At 48.0% G+C, this 22,477-nt stretch carries 24 protein-coding genes, 2 tRNA genes and 1 rRNA gene; 4 read left to right on the top strand and 23 right to left on the bottom strand.

The window, feature by feature from the left end; all coding sequences use genetic code 11:
- Window positions 1–56: 56 nt before the first annotated feature.
- The 11 genes from dinB to bolA all read right to left on the bottom strand — a co-directional run bounded on the left by dinB (window position 57) and on the right by bolA (window position 9,617).
- Window positions 57–1,121, bottom strand: a complete 1,065-nt coding sequence (gene dinB / locus LGV68_RS19190) for a DNA polymerase IV (RefSeq protein ID WP_080650565.1) — start codon at window positions 1,119–1,121, stop codon at window positions 57–59.
- A 78-nt stretch (window positions 1,122–1,199) separates the two neighbouring features.
- On the bottom strand, window positions 1,200–1,433 hold the full coding sequence (locus LGV68_RS19185; protein WP_222739140.1) for a DUF2789 domain-containing protein: 234 nt from the start codon (window positions 1,431–1,433) through the stop codon (window positions 1,200–1,202).
- Between the two features lie 120 nt (window positions 1,434–1,553).
- On the bottom strand, window positions 1,554–1,787 hold the full coding sequence (gene nqrM / locus LGV68_RS19180; RefSeq protein ID WP_020331624.1) for a (Na+)-NQR maturation NqrM: 234 nt from the start codon (window positions 1,785–1,787) through the stop codon (window positions 1,554–1,556).
- Between the two features lie 22 nt (window positions 1,788–1,809).
- Window positions 1,810–2,814 carry an FAD:protein FMN transferase gene (locus LGV68_RS19175; protein WP_222739142.1) on the bottom strand — a complete coding sequence of 335 codons (1,005 nt, stop codon included), beginning with the start codon at window positions 2,812–2,814 and terminating at the stop codon, window positions 1,810–1,812.
- A 158-nt stretch (window positions 2,815–2,972) separates the two neighbouring features.
- The gene (nqrF, locus tag LGV68_RS19170; RefSeq protein ID WP_020331622.1) at window positions 2,973–4,196 is read right to left on the bottom strand and encodes an NADH:ubiquinone reductase (Na(+)-transporting) subunit F; all 1,224 of its coding nucleotides are present in this window, start codon (window positions 4,194–4,196) and stop codon (window positions 2,973–2,975) included.
- A gap of 33 nt (window positions 4,197–4,229) precedes the next feature.
- Complete coding sequence (gene nqrE, locus LGV68_RS19165) at window positions 4,230–4,826, bottom strand: NADH:ubiquinone reductase (Na(+)-transporting) subunit E (RefSeq protein WP_020331621.1); 597 nt, start codon at window positions 4,824–4,826, stop codon at window positions 4,230–4,232.
- Window positions 4,827–4,833: 7 nt separating this feature from the next.
- On the bottom strand, window positions 4,834–5,466 hold the full coding sequence (locus LGV68_RS19160) for an NADH:ubiquinone reductase (Na(+)-transporting) subunit D (protein ID WP_020331620.1): 633 nt from the start codon (window positions 5,464–5,466) through the stop codon (window positions 4,834–4,836).
- Window positions 5,466–6,233 (bottom strand): Na(+)-translocating NADH-quinone reductase subunit C, encoded by a 768-nt coding sequence (locus LGV68_RS19155; protein ID WP_020331619.1) that lies wholly within the window; start codon window positions 6,231–6,233, stop codon window positions 5,466–5,468. Before LGV68_RS19155 ends, LGV68_RS19160 begins: the two co-directional genes overlap by 1 nt.
- On the bottom strand, window positions 6,223–7,467 hold the full coding sequence (locus LGV68_RS19150) for an NADH:ubiquinone reductase (Na(+)-transporting) subunit B (RefSeq protein WP_020431962.1): 1,245 nt from the start codon (window positions 7,465–7,467) through the stop codon (window positions 6,223–6,225). The genes LGV68_RS19155 and LGV68_RS19150 overlap by 11 nt, the downstream gene beginning before the upstream one ends.
- A 5-nt stretch (window positions 7,468–7,472) precedes the next feature.
- Complete coding sequence (locus LGV68_RS19145; protein ID WP_051141209.1) at window positions 7,473–8,813, bottom strand: Na(+)-translocating NADH-quinone reductase subunit A; 1,341 nt, start codon at window positions 8,811–8,813, stop codon at window positions 7,473–7,475.
- A gap of 495 nt (window positions 8,814–9,308) precedes the next feature.
- Window positions 9,309–9,617: a transcriptional regulator BolA gene (gene bolA, locus LGV68_RS19140; RefSeq protein ID WP_020331616.1), complete on the bottom strand. Its 309-nt coding sequence runs from the start codon at window positions 9,615–9,617 to the stop codon at window positions 9,309–9,311.
- A gap of 153 nt (window positions 9,618–9,770) precedes the next feature.
- Between bolA and LGV68_RS19135 the strand changes: the two genes are divergently transcribed.
- Genes LGV68_RS19135 through LGV68_RS19120 form a run of 4 tightly spaced genes read left to right on the top strand, consistent with a single transcriptional unit; the run spans window position 9,771 to window position 13,494 of the window.
- A complete protein-coding gene (locus LGV68_RS19135; RefSeq protein ID WP_143683349.1) occupies window positions 9,771–10,904 on the top strand; it encodes a methyltransferase in 1,134 nt (377 codons plus the stop codon).
- A gap of 39 nt (window positions 10,905–10,943) precedes the next feature.
- Window positions 10,944–11,519 (top strand): YajG family lipoprotein, encoded by a 576-nt coding sequence (locus LGV68_RS19130; RefSeq protein WP_020331613.1) that lies wholly within the window; start codon window positions 10,944–10,946, stop codon window positions 11,517–11,519.
- Complete coding sequence (locus tag LGV68_RS19125; RefSeq protein WP_252535904.1) at window positions 11,512–12,057, top strand: peptidylprolyl isomerase; 546 nt, start codon at window positions 11,512–11,514, stop codon at window positions 12,055–12,057. The genes LGV68_RS19130 and LGV68_RS19125 overlap by 8 nt, the downstream gene beginning before the upstream one ends.
- A 51-nt stretch (window positions 12,058–12,108) precedes the next feature.
- Window positions 12,109–13,494: an MFS transporter gene (locus LGV68_RS19120; protein WP_158130036.1), complete on the top strand. Its 1,386-nt coding sequence runs from the start codon at window positions 12,109–12,111 to the stop codon at window positions 13,492–13,494.
- Between the two features lie 39 nt (window positions 13,495–13,533).
- Here the strand turns inward: LGV68_RS19120 and nfsA are convergent, their stop codons facing one another.
- From nfsA to trxA, 12 genes are all read right to left on the bottom strand, one after another.
- The gene (gene nfsA, locus LGV68_RS19115; protein WP_222796148.1) at window positions 13,534–14,256 is read right to left on the bottom strand and encodes an oxygen-insensitive NADPH nitroreductase; all 723 of its coding nucleotides are present in this window, start codon (window positions 14,254–14,256) and stop codon (window positions 13,534–13,536) included.
- 16 nt (window positions 14,257–14,272) lie between these two features.
- Entirely contained in the window at window positions 14,273–14,605 is a 333-nt protein-coding gene (locus LGV68_RS19110; RefSeq protein ID WP_100268664.1) for a DUF1904 domain-containing protein, read from the bottom strand.
- Window positions 14,606–14,707: 102 nt separating this feature from the next.
- A complete protein-coding gene (locus tag LGV68_RS19105) occupies window positions 14,708–15,625 on the bottom strand; it encodes a dienelactone hydrolase family protein (RefSeq protein WP_252535897.1) in 918 nt (305 codons plus the stop codon).
- Between the two features lie 169 nt (window positions 15,626–15,794).
- Window positions 15,795–15,871: transfer RNA gene (locus tag LGV68_RS19100), tRNA-Trp, on the bottom strand.
- 36 nt (window positions 15,872–15,907) lie between these two features.
- Window positions 15,908–15,984 (bottom strand) — tRNA-Asp (locus LGV68_RS19095).
- A 32-nt stretch (window positions 15,985–16,016) separates the two neighbouring features.
- Window positions 16,017–16,132, bottom strand: a 5S ribosomal RNA gene (rrf, locus tag LGV68_RS19090).
- Between the two features lie 475 nt (window positions 16,133–16,607).
- The gene (fre, locus tag LGV68_RS19085) at window positions 16,608–17,321 is read right to left on the bottom strand and encodes an NAD(P)H-flavin reductase (RefSeq protein WP_020431188.1); all 714 of its coding nucleotides are present in this window, start codon (window positions 17,319–17,321) and stop codon (window positions 16,608–16,610) included.
- A gap of 15 nt (window positions 17,322–17,336) precedes the next feature.
- Window positions 17,337–17,606, bottom strand: coding sequence for a 2Fe-2S iron-sulfur cluster-binding protein (locus LGV68_RS19080; RefSeq protein WP_020332361.1), 270 nt, complete (start codon window positions 17,604–17,606; stop codon window positions 17,337–17,339).
- Window positions 17,603–19,456 carry a 4-hydroxy-3-polyprenylbenzoate decarboxylase gene (ubiD, locus tag LGV68_RS19075; RefSeq protein ID WP_252535896.1) on the bottom strand — a complete coding sequence of 618 codons (1,854 nt, stop codon included), beginning with the start codon at window positions 19,454–19,456 and terminating at the stop codon, window positions 17,603–17,605. Before ubiD ends, LGV68_RS19080 begins: the two co-directional genes overlap by 4 nt.
- Before the next feature lie 92 nt (window positions 19,457–19,548).
- Window positions 19,549–20,538 (bottom strand): hypothetical protein, encoded by a 990-nt coding sequence (locus tag LGV68_RS19070; RefSeq protein ID WP_222787226.1) that lies wholly within the window; start codon window positions 20,536–20,538, stop codon window positions 19,549–19,551.
- A gap of 102 nt (window positions 20,539–20,640) precedes the next feature.
- Window positions 20,641–21,900, bottom strand: coding sequence for a transcription termination factor Rho (gene rho / locus LGV68_RS19065; RefSeq protein WP_024374422.1), 1,260 nt, complete (start codon window positions 21,898–21,900; stop codon window positions 20,641–20,643).
- Window positions 21,901–22,097: 197 nt separating this feature from the next.
- Window positions 22,098–22,424, bottom strand: a complete 327-nt coding sequence (gene trxA, locus LGV68_RS19060) for a thioredoxin TrxA (RefSeq protein WP_004728344.1) — start codon at window positions 22,422–22,424, stop codon at window positions 22,098–22,100.
- Between the last annotated feature and the right edge of the window lie 53 nt (window positions 22,425–22,477).

Genomic DNA, 22,477 nt, shown 5'->3' with positions numbered 1-22,477 from the left:
GACCATTTAGCTGGCTGATGCGCAGGATAGGGGCAGAATCGTCAGATCGCAAGCGTTTAAAAAAAGCTCAGCTGACGAATCTGCTCCTCTGGCTTAAGCATCACGTTGAGGCCAAGCAGGCGAATCTCACGTCCTTTCTGACGTTTCAGTACTTCTGCCAACAAGGTTTTGAAGTCTTCCAGTTCCAACTCAGGGTGAATATGTTCAATGGTGGTTTGCTGAAAATCAGCAAACTTGACTTTGATACCCTGTTTGATGATTGCCCGCTCCGGTGAAGCCCGGGTTAATCGCTCATCCAACTCGGGATACAAACGTTGTTCGATGACCTGCCAACACTCTTCGTAAGTTGAGATATTTTCACTGAACGTACGCTCAACTCCGACCGATTTGCGTTCACGCTCCGTAATCACTTCGCGATTATCAATGCCCTGACTCTTCTTCCACAATGATGCCCCTAATCGGCCAAAGCGGCGCAGCAGTTCCCGATAGTCACTGTTCTTAATGTCCTCACACAAAAAAAAGCCTGCCTGATTGAGCTTCTCCAGACTCACTTTACCGACCCCGGGAATTTTCCCCAGCGGCAGTTTATCGACCACGCTCTGCACTTCATCCGGCGTCACCACATACAGACCATTGGGTTTATTGATATCGGAGGCCACTTTGGCCAGAAACTTGACCGGCGCGACGCCCGCAGACGCCGTCAGTTGCAGTTCATTCCAGATGTCACGTCGAATGGCTTCCGCAATCAGTGTCGCGCTGCCATGACAGGCGGTAGCCTCGGTAACATCGAGAAAGGCTTCGTCCAGGGACAACGGTTCGATAATATCGGTGTAGCGCTGAAAAATGGCGTGAATCTCACGCGAAACGGACTTATAGACTGACATACGCCCCGGCACAACCAGCAGTCCCGGACATAATTTGATCGCTTGCGCGGTCGGCATCGCTGAACGAATACCAAATTTTCGCGCTTCGTAGTTACAGGTACTGAGCACGCCACGCTGTTTTTCATGGCCGCCGACTGCCATAGGCCGACCTCGATACTCCGGGTTGTCACGCATCTCAACGGCCGCGTAAAAGCAGTCCATATCAATATGGATAATCTTTCTGATCCGCTCTGACATTGCCCACTCACTCAACCACTGTTTAAAAAAACAGTATATAAGCGATAGGACCGTTTGCAAAGACAGATGACAACCTGACTATTTACGCAGCATGACATCCAGCTGATCCACCAGCTCTGCCCAGTCTGCATCTTCTTCAATGGCCTGACGCAAAAAACTGGCCTGCGCATCTGTCCAGAAGCTGGCTTTATGCAGCGGTGTGGTATCACGGTGATGACGATGCGATGCAATAAAATGTTCGATTTCGTGCGATGAACTGCCCAGCCCCAACTGATCAAACAGTTCAGCCATACCATGTTGATGATGTTCCATAATGCCTCCTGATGCCGCAACTATGCTTTGAGTATAGTGCCTGAGCTTTACGGGCTGCCCGAACTGGCTGGAAAAAAATAACCCAGCCGAAGCTGGGTTATGCAAATCCGAATTGGAATATTACGCGATGCGGTCTTTTTCCCACGCAGCAATACGCTCTGCACGCGCCGCTTCTCGTGCTTCACGTTTTTTGCGCGCGTCACACGGTTCCGGGCAGTTACATACTTTTTCGATGCCAACCGCACCCAAGCCGCCACAGCTGCCTTTGACCACTTTCTTCTGGAAGATATAACCCACTGCCATCGCAGCAATCACCGCCAGAAACACCCCAAAGGTAATCAGAAAGGTATTCATAATTCCAAGCTCACTCAGTTAATTATCGGTTGAGATACGGCTTAAACGCACTTGATGCGATTTCTTTGAATCCGTCGTCGGTTTTCACAATCATGAACACCGGAATATGATTCTGCTCCGCAATCTCAATCCCTTTTTCGTCACCCAACACCATCAGTCCTGTCGCCAGGCCATCCGCTGTCATGCACGATTTATCCAGTACAGTCACCGATACTACACGGTTATGGATTGGACGCCCAGTCTGAGGGTTAATAATGTGCGAATAACGAACACCATCACGCTCAAAGTAGTTACGGTAATCACCAGAGGTAGCAATCGCCATGTCACCCGGTTCAATAATTTCCTGAATGCTGCGCTCGTCTACGGTCGGTTTCTCAACCGCAATACGCCACGGCACACCATCACGATTCAGACCTTTCAGGCGAATCTCGCCGCCCACTTCCACCATGTAGTTGTGAATGCCCTGAGATTCGATGTAATTCGCGACCACATCGACGCCCCAGCCTTTAGCGATCGTCGACAGGTCCACATACAGATGCGGCAGGTCTTTGCTCAGTTTGTTGCCATCAACACTCAGGTGATGAATACCGGTGTTGGCTTTACGCTCAGCGAGTTCTGCATCCGTCGGCACCACTTCAGGGCGCGCTTCCGGACCAAAGCCCCACAGATTCACCAGCGGGCCAACGGTGACATCGAGCGCACCTTCTGTCAGACCATTGAGGCGAATCGCCTCTCTCACTACGGTCGCAGTTTGGTTCGACACTTCAAATGGGTCAATACCTTGATACTGGTTGAAACGACTCAGCTCTGAATCTTTGCGGTAAGTCGACATCTGATCGTTCACCTCTTCCAGTAAACGGTCGATCTCCTTATGCAGCTCATCAGACGACGGCAAACCGTCTTGTTGAAGATATTTGATGTTGTAGCTGGTACCCATCGTCGGGCCACTTAAATGCACTTGCTGTGGCGGTTGTTCACAACCTGCCAGCAGCAATAAAGAAGCTAACGCAACAAGCCAAGTTTTCACTTGTTTACTCCTCAGATAATGTAAATAGATATAGGAAAATCCGAATCCTGACGGCTGGAAGGCTCCTCGCCTTATTTGCCTATAGCTACTCTGACTCACTTGAAAAAAGAATGGCTGACTCTAACGAGCCAGCCATGGATTTAGCAAATTATCGTGGATTAACCACCGAAGTCATCCAACAGGATGTTTTCGTCTTCAACACCAAGATCTTTCAGCATACCGATCACGGCTGCGTTCATCATCGGTGGACCACACATGTAGTATTCACAATCTTCAGGCGCTTCGTGGTCCTTCAGATAGTTTTCGTACAATACGTTGTGGATGAAGCCAGTGTAACCGTTCCAGTTGTCCTCAGGTTGAGGATCAGACAGTGCACAATGCCACACGAAGTTATCGTTCTCAGCCGCCAGGCCGTCGAAATCTTCTACGTAGAACATTTCACGTTTAGAACGCGCACCGTACCAGAACGACATCTTACGTTTAGACTTCAGACGTTTCAGTTGGTCAAAAATGTGTGAACGCATTGGTGCCATACCTGCACCACCACCGATGAAGACCATTTCTGCATCAGTGTCTTTCGCGAAGAACTCACCAAATGGACCAGAAATTGTACATTTGTCACCGGCTTTCAGAGACCAGATGTAAGAAGACATCTGACCCGGTGCAACTTCTGGGTTGTTTGGCGGCGGAGTCGCGATACGTACGTTCAGCATGATGATGCCAAATTCTTCCGGGTAGTTCGCCATTGAGTAAGCACGGATAATCGGCTCATCAACTTTAGATACGTAACGGAACAGGTTGAACTTGTCCCAGTCACCGCGGAATTTTTCCGGTACATCGTAATCTGCATACTTAACAGTGTGTGCAGGCGCTTCGATCTGAATGTAACCACCCGCACGGAATGGTACTGACTCACCATCTGGAATCTGCAGCTTAAGCTCTTTGATGAATGTCGCTTTGTTATCGTTAGAGATAACGGTACATTCCCACTTCTTAACGCCGAAGATTTCCTCTGGAAGTTCAAGATCCAGGTCGTTCTTCACTGCAACCTGACAAGCCAGACGCTCACCTTCACGTGCTTCACCTTTAGTAATATGGTCAAGCTCGGTAGGCAGAATGTCGCCACCGCCAGATTTGATTTTTACGCGGCACTGACCACAAGAGCCACCACCACCACACGCTGACGATACGAATACACCAGCACCAGCCAGCGCACTCAGCAGTTTACCGCCAGGCTGTGTCACGATCGATTTTTCAGGATCGCCATTGATAGAGATTGTAATGTCACCTGTTGGTACCAGCTTAGATTTGGCGAACAGAATCACCAGCACTAGAGCCAGAACAATCAGAGTAAACATCACTACACCAAGAATAATGTCCATTGACTATTCCTTTATTGTTGCGGTTTACCCGACTTACAGTTGAACACCAGAGAAAGACATAAAGCCCAGCGCCATTAAGCCAGCAGTGATGAAGGTAATACCTAGACCACGCAGACCCGGAGGAACGTCAGAATACTTCATTTTCTCACGGATACCTGCAAGAGCGACGATAGCCAGCATCCAGCCTAAACCTGAACCGAAACCGTACACGACAGATTCGGCAAAGTTGTAGTCACGTTGTACCATGAAAGATACACCACCGAAGATTGCACAGTTTACTGTGATCAGCGGTAGGAAGATGCCCAGCGCGTTGTACAGAGGCGGGAAGAAGCGATCGAGGATCATTTCCAGAATCTGTACCAGTGCCGCGATTACACCGATAAAGGTAATAAAGTTAAGGAAGCTTAGGTCAACTCCCGGAGCCAGTGCATCTGGCTTCAGCACTAGGTTGTAAACCAGATTGTTTACCGGAACAGAGATAGTCAGAACCACTGTTACCGCAATACCCAGACCGAATGATGTCTTAACTTTCTTAGATACCGCCAGGAAGGTACACATACCCAAGAAGAAAGACAGTGCCATGTTCTCGATGAAAATCGATTTAACCAGCAAACTAATATAATGTTCCATGACGACCTTACTCCTTCGCTTCTACTTGTTCAGGTTTGAACGTACGAATCGTCCAAATCATGAAACCGATCAGGAAGAATGCAGAAGGTGCTAGCAGCATCAGGCCGTTTGGCTGATACCAGCCGCCTTTGCTAATCAGAGGCAGTACTTCCATTCCGAACAGTTTGCCTGAGCCAAGTAGCTCACGGAAGAAACCAACAGAGATCAGTACGAAGCCGTAACCCAGACCGTTACCAATACCGTCGATGAACGATGGGATTGGTGCAGACTTCATCGCGAACGCTTCTGCACGGCCCATTACGATACAGTTCGTAATGATCAGACCAACGAATACAGACAGCTGTTTCGAAATGTCGTACAGATACGCTTTCAGGATTTGGTCAACCACGATTACCAACGATGCGATGATCGCCATCTGAACGATGATACGCACGCTGTTAGGAATGTGGTTACGGATCAGTGAAACGAAGAAGTTAGACAGTGCAGTAACGAACATTACCGCCAGAGTCATAACAAACGCCGTTTCCAGTTTGGTTGTCACTGCCAGTGCAGAACAAACACCAAGAACTTGTAGCGCGATTGGGTTGTTGTCCAATACTGGCGCTAGCACGCTCTTTTTAAGATCTTTTGCGCTAGACATTAGTTCAGACCTCCGTCACGGACTTTAGTCAGGAATGGACCAAAGCCCATATCACCCAACCAGAAGTCGAATGTGTGTTGAACGCCGTTACTGGTCAATGTTGCGCCTGATAGAGCGTCAACACCGTGTTCAGAACCTGCTGGAGCGCCACCTTTTACGACTTTAATCGCTGGTTTGTGGTTTTCATCAAACAGTTTCTTACCAACCCATTGTGCACGCCAAGCCGGGTTCTCAACTTCACCACCCAATCCCGGTGTTTCACCTTGTTGGTAGTAAGTGATGCCAGACACTGTGTTGCCGTCAGTTTCAACTGCAACAAACGCGTACATCATTGACCACAGACCGTTACCGTGAACAGGCAGGATCACTTTAGACACTTTGTCGCCATCTTTTACTAGGTAAACGATGCCAGTGTTCGCACGACGAATGATTTTCGCAACGTCTGCATTGGCAGGAAGCTTAATAGAATCCGCTGGATCTTTTGCTTCTTTACGTTGGTCAAATTTCGCTGCATCACCTTCAACAAAGTCGCCGGTTTTGAAGTCGATCAGACGAGGTTCGATGAACTTGTTGTACAAATCCTGAACCTTACCTTTCTCCGTGATACCAGCTACTTCAACGATCTTGCTTTGCTTATCCAGCACAGCATTCTCTTTTTGCTTATCACGCAGACCTACTGCCGCTGCCGATACGATGATTGAACAAACAAGGCTCAACCCGACAACAACAGCCAGCGTCTTTTTAATGCTGTCGTTATTACTTGCCATAGCGCGCTTGTCTCCGCTTGATGTTTTTCTCAACAACGATGTGGTCGAACAGAGGGGCAAATAGGTTAGCGAACAGAATCGCTAGCATCATGCCTTCTGGGTAAGCCGGGTTCACAACACGGATCAGAACACACATGAGACCAATCAGGATACCGTAAGCCCATTTCGCTTTGTTGGTAAACGAAGCCGATACCGGGTCAGTCGCCATGAAGAACATACCGAATGCAAAACCACCCAGAACCAGGTGCCAGTGCCAAGGCATGTTGAACATTGGGTTAGTATCTGAACCGATCACGTTGAACAGGGTAGACAGAGCAATCATACCGATCATCACGCCTGCGATGATGCGCCATGAAGCGATACCCATGTAAACGATAAACGCAGCGCCGATAGCCAGAGCCAGAGTCGAAACTTCACCAATTGAACCTGGGATGTTACCGATGAACGCGTCCATCCAAGTGATTGCTTGGCCAGTTGCTGCGTTAACCAGTGCACCGTTACCACCTTGTGCCCATTGGCTCAGAGCTGTTGCACCAGAGAAACCATCCGCAGCAGTCCAAACCAGGTCACCCGAGATTTGAGCTGGGTACGCGAAGAATAGGAACGCACGGCCTGCCAGAGCAGGGTTCAGGAAGTTACGACCTGTACCACCGAAAACTTCTTTCGCTACAACAACACCGAAGGTAATACCCAAAGCGGCTTGCCACAGAGGAAGCGTTGGCGGAACAATCAGTGCGAACAGGATAGAAGTCACAAAGAAGCCTTCGTTTACTTCGTGTTTACGCACCATACAGAACAGCACTTCCCAGAAACCACCAACGATGAATACCGTCGCGTAGATAGGCAGGAAGTACGTCGCACCCAGAAGCATTTTGCTGCCCCAACCTGCGTCGGCGGCCAGTGTGCCACCCAGCATTTGAGTCAACCAGTAATGCCAGTTGCCACCAATGATTGCTGCAAGTTGATCGCCAGCATACATATGATTGAGTGCTGCAATTGCCTGACCACCAGCATTGTACATACCCCAGAACATTGCTGGGAATACTGCTAGCCAAACCATGATCATGATACGTTTCAAATCCACGCTATCACGAACGTGTGAGCTTTTTTTCGTCACCAAACCAGGAGTGTAGAAAACTGTCGCGACAGCTTCGTACAGGGCAAACCATTTTTCATGTTTACCACCCGGCTCAAAGTGATGCTCGATATCTTCAAGAAACTTTTTGAGGCCCATGAAAATTACCCTTCCTTCTCAATCTTGTCGAGGCATTCACGCAGTAGCTGACCGTACTCGTATTTACCAGGACATACAAAGGTACACAGCGCTAGATCTTCTTCATCCAGTTCCAGAGCACCTAAGCTTTGAGCACTGTCTAAATCTCCGGCACAAAGATCACGAAGCAACAGAGTTGGCTCCATGTCCAGCGGCATCACTTTTTCGTAGTTGCCGATTGGTACCATTGAACGATCACTACCGTTCGTTGTCGTGGTCATGTTGAACAACTGACCTTTGAACAGGTGACCTAGGAATGAGCGGGTTACAGAGAACTTGTTCTTACCAGGCATCGCCCAGCCAAGGAACTCTTTGTCACGACCTTCGCGTAATACAGAAACTTGCAGATGGTAACGCCCCAGATATGCATGTGGACCTGTCGCTTTCGTTCCTGACAACACAGAGCCAGAAATCACGCGAACTTCGCCAGGCATAATTTCGTTGTTCGTTAGCTCTTCTAGGCTGGCACCTACAACAGTACGAATCAGACGAGGGTTGTTCACAACTGGACCTGCCAGCGATACAACGCGTTCGTTGTATAACTCACCAGTCAGGAACAACTTACCAACCGCAATAACGTCTTGGTAGTTAATGCTCCAAGCCACTGTTTCTGCATTTACCGGGTAAAGGAAATGCATGTGAGTGCCAGGAAGACCTGCAGGGTGAGGGCCGTCAAAGACGTGCTCTTCTACGTTTGACTGAGCAGAACGCGGCAGGCTGGTACCTTTTTTACAAACGTACACTTTGCCTTCAGTCAGAGCAGACAACACATCCAAGCCAGCAACGAAGGCTTCGGATTGCTCGTTGATGACCACAGTAGGCTCCGCTGCCAATGGATTGGTGTCCATTGCCGTTACGAAGATAGCCTTTGTGGTTGAATCAACTGCTGGAACCTTGCTGAACGGACGAGTACGCAGCGATGTCCAAAGACCAGATTCAACCAACTGAGTTTTCACCGCTTCACGGTCAAGACTCGCTAGCTGATTGGCTTCGTACTTGTTGAACGTCACCTGGTCATCACCTGCCACTTCAATCACAACGGATTGAAGAACACGTTTTGCACCACGGTTCACTTCAACAACTTTACCGCTGACTGGTGAAGTAAATAGGACACCCTTGTTCTTCTTGTCTTCAAAAAGAACTTGAGCTTTCTTTACTTCATCACCTACGCGAACATGCATTGTAGGACGCATGCCAACGTACTCTTCGCCAAGCAAGGCGACTTTTTTGATGGTTTTACCATCATTAATCACCTGGGAAGGAGTTCCTGCGATAGGAAGGTCCAAACCCTTTTTTATTGTAATCATACGCACTTGCACTACTTTTTTATCGGGAAAAAGATTCTTTCATTGCGTAAATTCGAGACGCACTAAACTCTGCTGGCTAATACGAGAACCGAAGCCACAACAGAGTTTAACTATCTCTAGACACGACATTTTCAGTGTCCGCTTCTGGCCGTTTGAAACGCCAAAACCGCAACATCCTTTTAAAAATCTCATCACATATATGAAGTGAGATTTATCAGGTGCGATAGTCTAGCATCTTTTGGGAACTTGATGCCATGACCAATGCCCTGATTGGCTGCTTTATTTGGAAGGAAATGAAGAAACTGGCCATAGTATTAACGATAATTTTGATGTATCGCACAATTAGTTATCGCGGCCAACAGTAGGCCTTACATCACAAAATTATTGATTAAAACAATAACTCAATGGGTTACTATTCCTTCCAATTGTTGAATCAGTGTTAAATATTTGCTCAAAAGTTCAACGTTCTGAGCCCTAATTCGCACCATGGACGAATTAGTGACCACCGCCCAAACACATCGGACTATCAGGCGCACCGTTCTCCAATTCATGCCACTCTTGCGGCGTGTAAGTATGAATGGCGAGTGCGTGAATGTGGTTAGAGAGCTCTTCCATCAGAGCCTGATTGACTAAACGATGACGCGCAATCAAACGTTGTCCGACAAAGCGTTCGCTGACCACTATCACCTTAAAATGGCTCTCAGAACCAGGGGCTACGTTGTGCATATAACTTTCATTCAGCACTTTAAGATAGTCAGGCTGAAAAGCATTGTGCAATTTGGTTTCAATCACTTCTTGAAGCATAGGTTTTCCTTGTCACACCACAACGAGTGAACAACACGATTTAGGAGATGGCGATAGTGTACTCGTGCCTCTCTGGAAGCGAAAGGTTTTGGTTTCATGATCTACGCCCATTTGAGAGAATAGGTCGGTTGATGATTTAATTTTATTCCAAATATGAAAACTGAGCTTACGCTTCACGACCGCACTCTGACACTGCATCGGTATCCCAAACGCAGTAATGAAACTCTACAAGCCTGGGATGCAGGTGACGAATACCTAATCAATCACGTACATGATCTGAACCTGCCTGCTGGCAGCCGTATCTTGATCCTGAATGACAACTTTGGCGCCCTGAGTTGCTGGTTCGCTCAGCATCACCAAGTCACAATGATGAGTGACTCGTTTATTGCCCATCAGGCAACCTTAAGCAACTTAGAACAGAATCATTGCACCCCGGTGACATTGCTGCGCACCTTCGATGCTATTCCTAACGATATCGATATAGTGCTGTTGCAGATTCCGCGCAATAACCGTCATCTGATTTGGCAGTTGAGCCAGTTGCGTGCAGCACTAGCTGAAGATTGTCCCGTCGTTGCCGTGAATAAAGCCAAGGAAATTCACAGTTCAACACTCAAACTGTTTGAAAAGCACTTAGGACAAACCACGACTTCGCTGGCCTGGAAAAAGCATCGTTTAGTATTTTCTCAGCCCAACGGTCAGCCAGTTATCGATGTGTCACCAGATACCCGCTGGCAAGTGGAAGGCAGTGATATTGAGCTCAACAACCTGCCCAATGTGTATTCCGGCGAAAGCTTGGATCAAGGCGCGCGTTTTCTTCTGCCTCACTTACCCAGTGATGAAAATCTGAAACATTTTCTTGATTTGGGTTGTGGTAACGGCGTGCTGTCTGTTCGTATGGGACAACTCAACCCGCAAGCGGCCGTCACCTGTGTGGATGAGAGCTTCATGGCGGTAGAATCTGCTCGGCAGAATCTGGTCGCCAACCTGGGAAACGAAAGAAAGATTGAATGCATCGCCAACAATTGTCTGGATGGTTTTGAGCCGGCCACGACTGAGCTGGTCGTGTGTAACCCCCCTTTCCATCAACAGCAAGCCATCACCGACCATATCGCCTGGCAAATGTTCTGTGACTCAAAGCATGTTCTTCGCAAGGGAGGGAAATTATTGGTGATCGGTAATCGCCACCTCGGCTACGATGTAAAACTAGCAAGGTTATTTGGCCGTTCTCAAGTAAAGACTGTCGCCAGTAATAAGAAATTTGTTATCTTACAAGCTATTAAGCAATAAACATTTTGTAACATGCTCACTCAACGAAAGGAATTGACCATGAAGAAACTGGTTCTCGCGGCTTCTATCGCACTGTTGACTGCCTGTGCAGCGCCTCAGCAGCAACAAATTAACTTTATGCCTCAGCCTGTACTGAGCAACAGCGATATCGTGAAAGGCAGTACATTTACCCTTGTCAGCAAAGATGTTCGCTCTGCGCAATACGTAGCGCTGGTTGACAGTGGTCGTCACAACATCGAGCCGGTTCATGCGAAACAAAACGTGCGTATTGCACTGGAAAATGCCCTGTCTGAGCAGTTTGGTTCTCAAGGTTTCCGCCTAACCGTCAACAGTGAAAACACACTGACGGTGGAAGTTCAAGAAGCACTCGTCAACGTAAAGCACTCTGTGTTTGAAAACGAAATGGATGCGAAAGTAACGCTAGAACTGACAGCGGAAACACCAAAAGGCAAAATGGTAAAAAGCTACAACGGCACAGCAAAACGAACTGCGCCACTAAGTGCCTCAGATGAAGACATCGAGATGGTACTGAATGACGTTGTGAATCTGGTCCTAAAAGAGATCGCCAACGATTCTGAATTGAAAACCTATATGAAGGATCACTTCCATGGCTAAGTTATGGCTCACTGCTTTGGCGCTGCTAAGTACCAGCGTTTGGGCTGGCCCGAAAGTCGAGTTTGACACTACGCTCGGTTCATTTACTGTCGAGTTAAACGACGAAAAGGCGCCGATCAGTAGTGCAAACTTCCTCAAGTATGTGGAAGACGGCAGTTACGTGGGTAGCCAATTCCACCGCGTTATTCCCGGCTTTATGGCGCAAGGTGGCGGTTTTGATGAAGACATGAACCAACTGAAAACCTATGCACCGATTAAAAACGAATCCAGCAACGGACTACGTAACGACACGGCGACCATTGCTATGGCACGTACGGCAAACCCAAATTCTGCGACTCGTCAGTTCTACATCAATCTGGTTGACAACGACTTTCTGAACAACGACCAACGTCCGCCGGGTTATGCGGTATTTGGTAAAGTGATTCAAGGCTTTGAAGTCATTCAACAAATGGCCAAACAGCCTACACACTCACTGGGCCGTATGGGCGATGTCCCTGTCACACAAATCGTGATCACTAAAGCCACGCTTATCAAGTAATCTCATTTGAGCTCTGACATTCGTCAGAGCTCACTCCTTAAGGAATGCTCCATGCCGAACGACCAAGTGCAAACCTGGAAAGAGACCGTTCTCAGCTATTTTGATCGCCGCCTGTTGTGGGTATTTATGTTGGGCTGCTCCAGTGGTTTTCCTTGGGTATTGATTGGCTCCAACATGTCAGGTTGGTTGAAAGATGCGGGGTTGACGCTCTCTGCTATCGGTTATTTTGGCAGCGTCTTCTCTGTCTATGCTATCAATTTTCTTTGGGCCCCATTGGTCGACCGGGTTAAGTTACCCCTGCTGACTCCCTTACTGGGCCAGCGCCGCAGTTGGATATTTCTCTGTCAGTCAATGGTATTGGTCTGTACACTATTCATCGCAGGCGTAAATCCCGCTAACAATTTAATGGTCACTTCCATGTTGGCTCTCGGAATTGCCATTGCCTCGGCCACGCAGGACATTGCGGTCGATGCCTTTCGTATTGACTCGTTTCCCAAATCAGAACCGTCCAAGCTGCCCCAAGCTTCCGCTATGGCTGTCATAGGTTGGTGGACGGGTTACTCTCTACCGGGTTACCTTGCCTTTATCAACGCGGATGCAATTGGTTGGAATAAGGTCTACTACGGTATGGCGGCGATTGTCGTGATTCTGATGCTGTTCACTCTGTTGGTTGGTGAACCAAACACGCAACGTGAAGCGCTGCAGAAGCAAGCCGAATCTCGCCATGAACACTATGTTCATTCTCGCTTAATGCGTTGGCTCAGCGTCACCTTGTTTGAACCTTTCTTTGATTTCTTTCGCCGCAACGGGACCCAAGTCGCCCTGACATTACTCTTGTTCGTTTTCTTGTTTAAAATCGGCGAAGCGTTTCTCGGTCGAATGTCGATTGCGTTTTACAAAGAGGTCGGCTTTAGTAACGAGCAGATTGGTTACTACTCCAAGCTCATTGGTTGGGGCATGACGATGCTGTTTACTTTTGTCGGCAGTATGTTCAACGTCCGTTTCGGAATTGTGCGTGGTTTGATGATTGGTGGTATCGCCATGTCAGCCAGTAATCTAATGTTTTCGTGGATTGCTCAAGTGGGACCGAATGAACATCTTCTGCTGGCCACGATTTTTGTCGACAACTTTACGACCGCATTCTCAACCGTTGCGTTTGTCTCTTTCCTTACTGTCGTGACAGGACAAGCCTTTTCCGCCACTCAGTATGCGTTACTCGCGTCACTCGGCAACTTTGGCAGAACGGTACTCGCGTCATTCAGTGGTGATTTGGCGGAGTACTTAAATAACTGGTCACTGTTCTTTATTTTAACGGCAGTCATGGTGATCCCAAGCCTGATCATGCTCTATTCACTGCGCCACTATTTCACAGACATGTTAAACAGAGCACACCAGAAACACGATGCTGAAATGGAATCGCTGAAGCAAAACGAATAAAGAAAAACCGCCAATCGGCGGTCTTTCTTTATTGAGCCATTACTTTTGCGCTAAACCTTTATCGTTCAGGTAGCCCATCATGAAAGGCCGCGATTCCTGACTGAGCTTTGCGGTGATCTGTTCAGACCAGCCTTGTTGTTTTGTGTTGCTTGAACGGCTTTGGTAGTAGTCAATCATGGTTTGATCGTACTGCTCAATTAAGCTCAAATCTAACGGCTGATAACGGTTTTCGTGCACGATCACTTGCGGACTTAAACGCGGTTTCAATTGAGGGTCCTGATCCGGATGCCCCAAACACATACCAAACAAAATAGCGGTATAAGGTGGCAATTCCAGCAGGGCATCCACCTCTTTCGGAGAGTTACGCAGACCACCAATATAAACACCACCGAGTCCCAAAGATTCGGCCGCCAGCAAGCAGTTTTGTGCCATGATGCCAGAATCGACAGCGCCAATCAGAGTCAGTTCGATAAACTCTGGCTTCACATTAGGATTCATCGCATAGTGACGCTGGTAATCAATACAAAACACCAGAAACTCTGCGGCACTTTCGACATAAGCCTGATTACCGGCCAACTTCGCCAATTCAGCACGCTTTTGCTTATCGGTGACTCGAATGATCGACACCACCTGCAACAAGCTGGATGAAGATGCAGAAATGCCCGAGGCAATAATCGTATCTAATTGCTCAGGGGTTATTGGCATCTCTTTAAATGCCCGAATCGAGCGGTGCCCCTGAATCGTGTCGATGACGCTGTTCATTCACACTTCCTTATGCTTAGTAATGTTCGCCGTTGTCGTAATATTCGTTTGGTTTGAGTGCGGTGAAAATCACAGCCACATTCACATCTTCTCCTAGCACCTCCCTTACCTGACGCGTGATAATGGCGGCAACTTGATCCTGTGTCTCTTGCCCACGATCAAACCACAGTACTTCGACAAATGGATAGGCTGGCGAGACTTCGCCTTCAAAGAAAAACGTGGTGTAGATATACTCAAATGTGAAATCGACACGAGGTGATTTCATTAGTGGCTGTAGTTCGTCAATCAAACTTTTAGACAGAACTTGTACGGTCTGCGGTTCAACCGCACGTAAACGAAAATGTGGCATAACGTGACTTCCTCTTTTTCCGAGCATCATAACAGCTAAGAAAATGAGGTTCGAGGTTACAGCCCTCAATTTGTTATCTATTTCATCAAGGGCTGTTAGCCATCAGGACAAATGACTGTCAAAGAAGATCAGCGTTTTACCCCAAGCAGACTCAGCGGCTTCTTCATTGTAACGAGCGGTTGAGTCGTTGTGGAACCCATGATTCACGCCAGGATACACGATTGCTTCATATGGTACTTTGTTGGCTTGCAGCACTTTCTCATAATCAGGCCAGGTCGCGTTGACGCGCTGATCCAGCTCCGCAAAATGAATCAATAGCGGTCCTTTGACGTTATTGCGCAAGCTCTCCGCTGCTGGGGTACCATAAAAGGGTACCCCAGCATCGAGTTTATCCGGGATAGTGGCGGCAAGCATATTGACGACATAGCCGCCAAAGCAGAAACCGACCGCTCCCAATTTTCCGGAGCAACTCGGATGAGCTTTCAAAAATAGGACAGCGGCAATGAAGTCCTCTTCAATTTTTGCTTTGTCCATACTGCTTTGCATGGTGCGCCCATCATCATCATTGCCCGGATAACCACCCAGTGGATACAAAGCATCAGGAGCAAAAGCGATAAAGCCATTCATTGCCAGACGTCTCGCTACATCTTCGATATAAGGGTTCAAACCGCGGTTTTCATGCACTACGAGCACAGCAGGCAAGTTGCCTTTGATTTCAGCTGGCATCACAAGATAGCCACGCCCTTTGCCATGTCCTTTAGGTGAATCAAACTCGACATAAGTGGCTTTGATCTTCGGGTCGTTGAACGACACTTGTTCTGCTAAAGCATAATTGGGTAACAATGCCGATGTCAGAACTGACATCGTAAAACCTAGTGCAACCAGGCCAGATAGCCGCCTCATAAACTCACGACGGTCAATCAAGCCATGAGCGTATTCGTCGTACCAATCAAAAGCTTCCTGCGGGATTTCGCGGGCCTGATGCGCCGTTTCCAACGACTTGTCTGTTTGTATCTGCATAACCTTATCCTTGATATAAGCAAATGATTCACCTCAGTAACTCAAAGCTTAGGCGAATCCTGATAAGTTGCATCTCAGTGAGAGAAGTAATTAGTAACGATTTTTATCAGCGAAAAGAAAAAACACACAAAGAAAAAGCCTCAGTCTTTCGACTGAGGCTTAGGATAGATGGCAGGGGTGGAGAGATTCGAACTCCCAACACGCGGATTTGGAATCCGCTGCTCTGCCAATTGGAGCTACACCCCTGTTGTTCGTGTTTAATGAGACGACTCTCGAATAAAGTGGCGGAGCGGACGGGACTCGAACCCGCGACCCCCGGCGTGACAGGCCGGTATTCTAACCAACTGAACTACCGCTCCGCACTGGTTAGACTCAAGAGTCTAAATTTAAAGCCTGGCGATGTTCTACTCTCACATGGGGAGACCCCACACTACCATCGACGCTGTTTCGTTTCACTTCTGAGTTCGGAATGGAATCAGGTGGGTCCAAAACGCTATGGTCGCCAAGCAAATTCTTAAAATTCGGAAAGCTGTTTTCGTTCTCACAACATGATAACATTACTACGTAATGTTGAATTGACTGTGCTCGATACCGAAGTATCAAATTGGTCACTCAGTTCATTGATAAATCTTTTGCGATTATCATCAACGAGTGCCCACACAGATTGATAGGTTTATATTGTTAAAGAGCGTTGCTTTTCGAAGCTTTCTTCTCAAAGCGGAGGTGCATTCTAGCGAGATAACTGAGAGTGTCAAACACTTTTTTCAATTTTCTTTTTCAGAAGCTTTCACCTCGATGACAACCGCTGAAGCCTTGTGGCGTCTGCCGTGTCAGTGAGGCGGCATTATAGGGAGGAATTAAAACAGCGCAAGTGCTTTTTTAAAAAAACTTTAAAAAAAAGACCGTTCGATGAATAAACCAGCAAAAAGACGAAAAAGAGGGCATTTTTGCCCTCTTTTTCTTATTTAACGCCATTTAGATACTAGATAAAGGCATACGCGTCCGCGAACATTCGTTCGCTACGTGCTTGTTTGTTTTGCGTAAACTGTTCACGTGCGGCACCTGCCATTTCAAAACGGCCAGCAATATAAATGTCAAACTCTGCCAGTGAATCGAAATCCTGCTCTATCGCCTGAAGTACGTTACCCACTTTACCCGTCCACTGAGGTGCTGGGTTTTCGACAACAGGAATAAAGTGAACATTCTCATTCTGAGCAGCAATCGCTTCTAACTCGGCTTTTGCATACAGTTGACTCTCATCGCGCCCACCCCAGTAGAGATAAAGAGCGTTAGGCATCTGTTGAGCGACACAATGATCCAGAATAGAACGCACGTAACTAAAGCCTGTACCGCCGGCAATCAGCAGCAACGGACGGTCACTGTCTTCTTTTACCCACGCATCGCCATGCGGCGCATCGATAATAATGTCGGATCCCTGTTCCAGCGCATGGCGCATGGCTTGCACGACTTCCAACGCATAAGCGTTATGTTCGGCGGCGCCGATATGCAGCTCCAGCTCGCCTTCATGACGACATGGGCTGCTGGCAATGGAAAACGGACGTTTGTCTTTCTCGCCCATTACGACCATCAGATACTGACCTGCGTGGAATGCGACCGGTTGTTCCGGATGCAGCAGAATCTGAAACGTATTGCTGGCTAATGGCTGAATAGACTTTACTTTACATTTAATGGTCATGAGCTTCCTTCTTACTTACTCTTCAAAAGTAAGTACTAAATGACTTTCTGCGAAGGCTTGGCAGGGAAATATCCATCCTTGAGCTTGCTCTTTCTCTGTAAGCATAGGTTCAAGATGGTAACTGACCTCACCTTCGACTTTGCGGCATAGGCAGGCGGCACAAGCACCGACCTGGCAACGGTGTGGAAATGAAATATGCTGGTTGAGCGCAGCGTCCAACACCGTTTGCCCTTCTTCTACCTCAAACTGAATATTGCTCGGAAGCAAACGGACAGTGTGGGTCATAGAATACTTAACTCATCCCAAATCGCATCGATTTTCGCGACCAGTTTAGGATCTTTCTTAATAGGCGTGCCCCACTCGCGTTGGACCTCACCTTCAAACTTATTGGTGGCATCCATGACGAGCTTAGATACTCGGCCGCCTTGTGCATGCATACGCACAGTATCACGGGCAGGATCCATTCGGGTAGTAATGGCCCAGATAATGTCATGCCAGTCGCGGATATTGACATCGTCGTCACACAGCACCACAAACTTCACATCAGCGTATGGCGCCAAAAATGCCAATACTGCCTCCATCACTGGCTGAGACTGACCCGCTTGCGTCTTATCCATTTTGACCAGCGCGAAGCGATTATTCGCTGAAGGCGGTAAGTACAGATCGCATACCAGCGGGTTCTGCGATTTGAATGCTTCGATATCGGCTTCTGCAACGATTACCTGATCAGTGCTGTCCTCCGGTTCAGACATCGCCAGCTCCACCGGCCACTTGATGGTCGCATCCATGCCCATCTTCGAACCTAGCCCTACCACGGATGAAGCAAAGTCCAGCGAATCAATCGGCGTGTGCTCTATCATCAAGGTATCGCGTACCGGATCCATATGCTCAGTCATGGCTGCAATCACACAGCCCCAGTCTCGGGCATTCACCGATTCATCACAGACAATGACATATTTGGTGTACATAAACTGACGCAGGAAAGACCAAACACCCATCATGACGCGCTTCGCATGCCCCGGATACTGTTTTTTCATCGTCACCACCGCCATGCGGTAAGAGCATCCCTCCGGTGGCAGATAGAAATCAGTAATTTCGGGAAACTGCTTTTGCAGAATCGGCACAAACACTTCGTTGAGTGCCACACCCAGTACCGCAGGTTCATCAGGTGGACGTCCGGTATAAGTACTGTGATAGATCGGTTGATTGCGCATAGTAACATGCGTCACCGTGAACACATGGTGGCGTTCGACTTCATTATAGTAGCCAGTGTGATCGCCATACGGGCCTTCATCAGCGTACTCGTTAGGGTCGATATATCCTTCCAAGACGATTTCCGCGCTGGCAGGCACTTCCAGATCATTACTGATGGACTTCACTACTTCGGTTTTGCTGCCACGCAGTAAACCGGCAAATGCGTATTCCGACAAGGTGTCCGGTACCGGAGTGACCGCCCCCAGAATGGTGGCCGGGTCAGCACCAAATGCAACAGAGACCGGGAAAGGTTCACCCGGATGGGTTTCCATCCAGTCACGAAAATCTAATGCGCCACCACGATGAGCAAGCCAGCGCATGATAATTTTATTTTTGCTGATTTTTTGCTGACGGTAGATGCCTAAGTTCTGGCGCTTCTTATTGGGACCACGCGTGATGGTCAATCCCCAGGTTAATAGTGGCGCAACGTCATCCGGCCAGCAGCTCATTACTGGTACTTTATCGAGATCAACATCCTCGCCCTGCCAAACAATATCCTGGCACGGGGCGCGGCGTAATCGTTTGGCCGGCATATTGAGAACCTGTTTGAATACAGGCAGTTTGTCGATTGCATCTTTAAAACCGCGCGGTGGCTCTGGCTCTTTCAGGTAAGCCAATAATTTGCCGACCTCACGCAATTCCTGAACCTGATCTCGCCCCATCCCCATGGCGACACGCTCTGGCGTACCAAACAGATTGGTGAGCACGGGAATGTCAGAACCAATCGGGTTTTCAAATAACAGAGCCGGGCCACCAGCACGTAAGGTGCGATCGCTGATCTCCGTCATTTCATAGTGAGGGTCAATTGGGTGCGTAATGCGTTTCAACTGGCCATGTTTGTCCAGATGATCGAGAAATTCACGTAAATCCTTAAAACTCATAGGTCTTCTGATGATTGGTTAATCTGCGCGCAGTATAACAAAAAGAAGGACTCTCGGTCCCTCTTTTGCTGTTTTTGTGGCGTACCAATACGTTATTGCGCCAGTACCTGCAAAATGGCGTGACTCTTCACCTGACGATTACTGGCCAGAATCTCCTTCAGCCATGATTGGTATCCCTGATCGGCCAGTGCCTGCGCGACAATCGGAGCTTCATCAGAATTGCCCAATCGCTCGACCAGAAATGTTTTCACTTCTTCCGACATCGGTTTAGAACGGGCCAGCTCTTTGAGGGCCTGATTTTTCAGACGTGGATTATCCACGGCCACCATCATCTGTTGCAGCGCGAATTCATCTCCTTGCTTGGCGAGCCTGTCTAGCTCCTGCTCGACATGAAAGTCAGCACGCATCAACCACAGTAACTTATATACTTGCGGATCTTCACTGACCTGAGCCATGCGCACCATGACGGAAGAAGAAGGTAGCCAACTGGTCACAGAGGCCTGAGTGAGTTGGTCCGTCAACGCCTTCACCGCCTCCGCCGACAAGCTGTCAAACTCACGAATTAACAGCGCTTCACGAGCCTGGACCTGATGTTCATTGCCCGATAGCCATTGGTGCAGGTTAAGTTCATAACGCTCCGCTTTGAGAACAAAGTCCAGTACGCTCTGATCCTGATTCCATTGTTTAATCATTCGATTAGCAATACCGAGATAATCAAAGGCAGGAACAGAAAACTCGTAGCCTTCCCCTTTTTCCATCACTTGATAAACGGGCGCGATTTGACGCTGCGCATCAACAAAATTGACCATTCTCGGAGACAACACCAAACGGCTTTGATCCAAATGTTGTAATAGCAGGTAGCGCACCGCTTCCTGCTGCGGCAGAGCTAAACGCTGTAACGCAAAACGGAGTGCATCGATATCATCTTTCACCGCCAGTTCCATTAGTTCTGCCACTTTTTGCTGCAGTTGATGGTCCTGCAACAGTTGCTGACGTTCCTGTGGAGCCATTTCCACCGCCGAAGCGGGTGTCATCCAGAGTGAAAGAGATAGGAGAAGTGTAAACAACATTCCTTGTTGCATATTAACCTCCTGTTAACATTCTTAGCCATTGTGGGCGGTTCATGGCGAGAATGCAAACAAAAACACCACCCAGAGGGTGGTGTTTTTTAATTCGCTGAAATCTTACTGACGGCGCATCGCGTCAAAGAATTCATCATTGGTTTTGGTCATGGCCAGTTTGTCGATCAGGAATTCCATCGCATCAGTTTCGCCCATAGGGTGAACAATCTTACGTAGAATCCACATTTTCTGCAGTTCATCCGGCTTAGTCAGTAGCTCTTCACGACGAGTACCACTGCGGTTGAAGTCGATCGCTGGGAAAACACGTTTTTCAGCAATCTTACGGTTCAGGTGCAGTTCCATGTTACCTGTACCTTTGAACTCTTCGTAAATGACTTCATCCATCTTCGAACCGGTATCAACCAGCGCAGTGGCGATGATCGTCAGGCTACCGCCTTCCTCAACATTACGCGCCGCACCAAAGAAACGCTTAGGACGATGCAGTGCGTTCGCATCCACACCACCAGTCAGTACTTTACCTGATGAAGGCACGACCGTGTTGTAAGCACGAGCGAGACGAGTAATCGAATCCAGCAGGATCACCACATCTTTCTTATGTTCAACCAGACGTTTCGCTTTCTCGATCACCATTTCAGCCACTTGAACGTGACGTGATGCCGGCTCATCGAAAGTCGAAGCAACCACTTCACCTTTCACCAAACGCTGCATCTCAGTCACTTCTTCCGGACGTTCGTCAATCAGAAGAACCATCAACACACACTCAGGGTGGTTGCTGGCGATACTTTGTGCAATGTTTTGCAGCAGCATGGTTTTACCCGCTTTTGGCGGAGCAACGATCAGACCACGCTGACCTTTACCAATGGGTGCCGCCAGGTCGAGAACTCGCGCCGTAATGTCTTCAGTAGAACCATTACCACGTTCCATCACCATACGTTCGTTGGCATGCAGAGGAGTTAAGTTTTCGAAAAGGATTTTATTGCGGGCGTTGTCTGGTTTGTCGTCGTTAACTGTGTTCACTTTTAACAGTGCAAAGTAACGCTCACCTTCTTTAGGCGGGCGGATTTTCCCGGCGATCGAGTCACCCGTGCGCAGGTTAAAGCGACGAATCTGGCTCGGTGACACATAGATGTCGTCAGGACCAGCCAGGTATGAACTGTCTGCACTGCGTAGGAAACCAAAACCGTCTTGAAGAATTTCCAAGACCCCGTCACCAAAGATGTCTTCACCACTTTTTGCATGTGCTTTGAGGATGGAGAAGATAATGTCTTGTTTTCTCAGACGCGCAAGGTTTTCAAGGCCCAGGCTCTCACCAAGTTTCACAAGATCAGACACAGGTCTGTTCTTCAATTCTGTTAGATTCATTGTGGTGGATACTTGTTTAGTCAAAATAGGATCTGTTTTCTAGTTAAGATGGATTTGGTCGCAGGATTGACCAAGAAGTGAACATTTGTTTAATTAACGTGCGATAAACTAGCACTAAATATTAGCCTAGTCTAGAAAATGTTTTTTACCAAAAACAAAACCGCACATATTGCTATGTACGGTTTCTGGGCGTTCCCTTATAGGTTCGCGTCTAAGAATTCTTTCAGTTGAGTCTTAGATAGCGCACCAACTTTGGTTGCTGCAACGCTACCATCTTTAAACAGAAGAAGCGTTGGAATGCCACGAATACCAAACTTAGGCGGAGTTCCCGCGTTGTGGTCGATATTCAGTTTACCGATAGTGAGTTTGCCTTCGTACTCGTCTGCGATTTCATCAAGAATCGGCGCAATCATTTTACAAGGACCACACCATTCTGCCCAAAAATCAACAAGAACCGGGCCTGCAGCTTTGATCACATCGTTCTCAAAACCTTCATCAGAAAGCTGCAAAATTTTATCACTCATCATCCACTCCAATGTGTTTTTCTGAACTGGTTGCATACTAACCAGTAAATAGA

It is taken from the genome of Vibrio sp. LQ2, from assembly GCF_023920125.1.
Classification (GTDB): domain Bacteria; phylum Pseudomonadota; class Gammaproteobacteria; order Enterobacterales; family Vibrionaceae; genus Vibrio; species Vibrio fluvialis.
Note: the sequence above shows the minus strand (reverse complement) of the source record. Positions and strands in the feature narration are given on the sequence as shown.

Coding starts and splice junctions, on each gene's coding strand:
- nqrE (WP_020331621.1), bottom strand. CDS start 4,826: ATGGAACATTATATTAGTTTGCTGGTTAAATCGATTTTCATCGAGAAC.
- LGV68_RS19125 (WP_252535904.1), top strand. CDS start 11,512: ATGGCTAAGTTATGGCTCACTGCTTTGGCGCTGCTAAGTACCAGCGTT.
- LGV68_RS19130 (WP_020331613.1), top strand. CDS start 10,944: ATGAAGAAACTGGTTCTCGCGGCTTCTATCGCACTGTTGACTGCCTGT.
- nfsA (WP_222796148.1), bottom strand. CDS start 14,256: ATGAACAGCGTCATCGACACGATTCAGGGGCACCGCTCGATTCGGGCA.
- LGV68_RS19135 (WP_143683349.1), top strand. CDS start 9,771: ATGAAAACTGAGCTTACGCTTCACGACCGCACTCTGACACTGCATCGG.
- dinB (WP_080650565.1), bottom strand. CDS start 1,121: ATGTCAGAGCGGATCAGAAAGATTATCCATATTGATATGGACTGCTTT.
- LGV68_RS19160 (WP_020331620.1), bottom strand. CDS start 5,466: ATGTCTAGCGCAAAAGATCTTAAAAAGAGCGTGCTAGCGCCAGTATTG.
- LGV68_RS19120 (WP_158130036.1), top strand. CDS start 12,109: ATGCCGAACGACCAAGTGCAAACCTGGAAAGAGACCGTTCTCAGCTAT.
- nqrM (WP_020331624.1), bottom strand. CDS start 1,787: ATGAATACCTTTCTGATTACCTTTGGGGTGTTTCTGGCGGTGATTGCT.
- fre (WP_020431188.1), bottom strand. CDS start 17,321: ATGACCATTAAATGTAAAGTAAAGTCTATTCAGCCATTAGCCAGCAAT.
- LGV68_RS19155 (WP_020331619.1), bottom strand. CDS start 6,233: ATGGCAAGTAATAACGACAGCATTAAAAAGACGCTGGCTGTTGTTGTC.
- LGV68_RS19105 (WP_252535897.1), bottom strand. CDS start 15,625: ATGCAGATACAAACAGACAAGTCGTTGGAAACGGCGCATCAGGCCCGC.
- LGV68_RS19070 (WP_222787226.1), bottom strand. CDS start 20,538: ATGCAACAAGGAATGTTGTTTACACTTCTCCTATCTCTTTCACTCTGG.
- bolA (WP_020331616.1), bottom strand. CDS start 9,617: ATGCTTCAAGAAGTGATTGAAACCAAATTGCACAATGCTTTTCAGCCT.
- rho (WP_024374422.1), bottom strand. CDS start 21,900: ATGAATCTAACAGAATTGAAGAACAGACCTGTGTCTGATCTTGTGAAA.
- LGV68_RS19150 (WP_020431962.1), bottom strand. CDS start 7,467: ATGGGCCTCAAAAAGTTTCTTGAAGATATCGAGCATCACTTTGAGCCG.
- nqrF (WP_020331622.1), bottom strand. CDS start 4,196: ATGGACATTATTCTTGGTGTAGTGATGTTTACTCTGATTGTTCTGGCT.
- LGV68_RS19185 (WP_222739140.1), bottom strand. CDS start 1,433: ATGGAACATCATCAACATGGTATGGCTGAACTGTTTGATCAGTTGGGG.
- trxA (WP_004728344.1), bottom strand. CDS start 22,424: ATGAGTGATAAAATTTTGCAGCTTTCTGATGAAGGTTTTGAGAACGAT.
- LGV68_RS19145 (WP_051141209.1), bottom strand. CDS start 8,813: ATGATTACAATAAAAAAGGGTTTGGACCTTCCTATCGCAGGAACTCCT.
- LGV68_RS19110 (WP_100268664.1), bottom strand. CDS start 14,605: ATGCCACATTTTCGTTTACGTGCGGTTGAACCGCAGACCGTACAAGTT.
- ubiD (WP_252535896.1), bottom strand. CDS start 19,456: ATGAGTTTTAAGGATTTACGTGAATTTCTCGATCATCTGGACAAACAT.
- LGV68_RS19080 (WP_020332361.1), bottom strand. CDS start 17,606: ATGACCCACACTGTCCGTTTGCTTCCGAGCAATATTCAGTTTGAGGTA.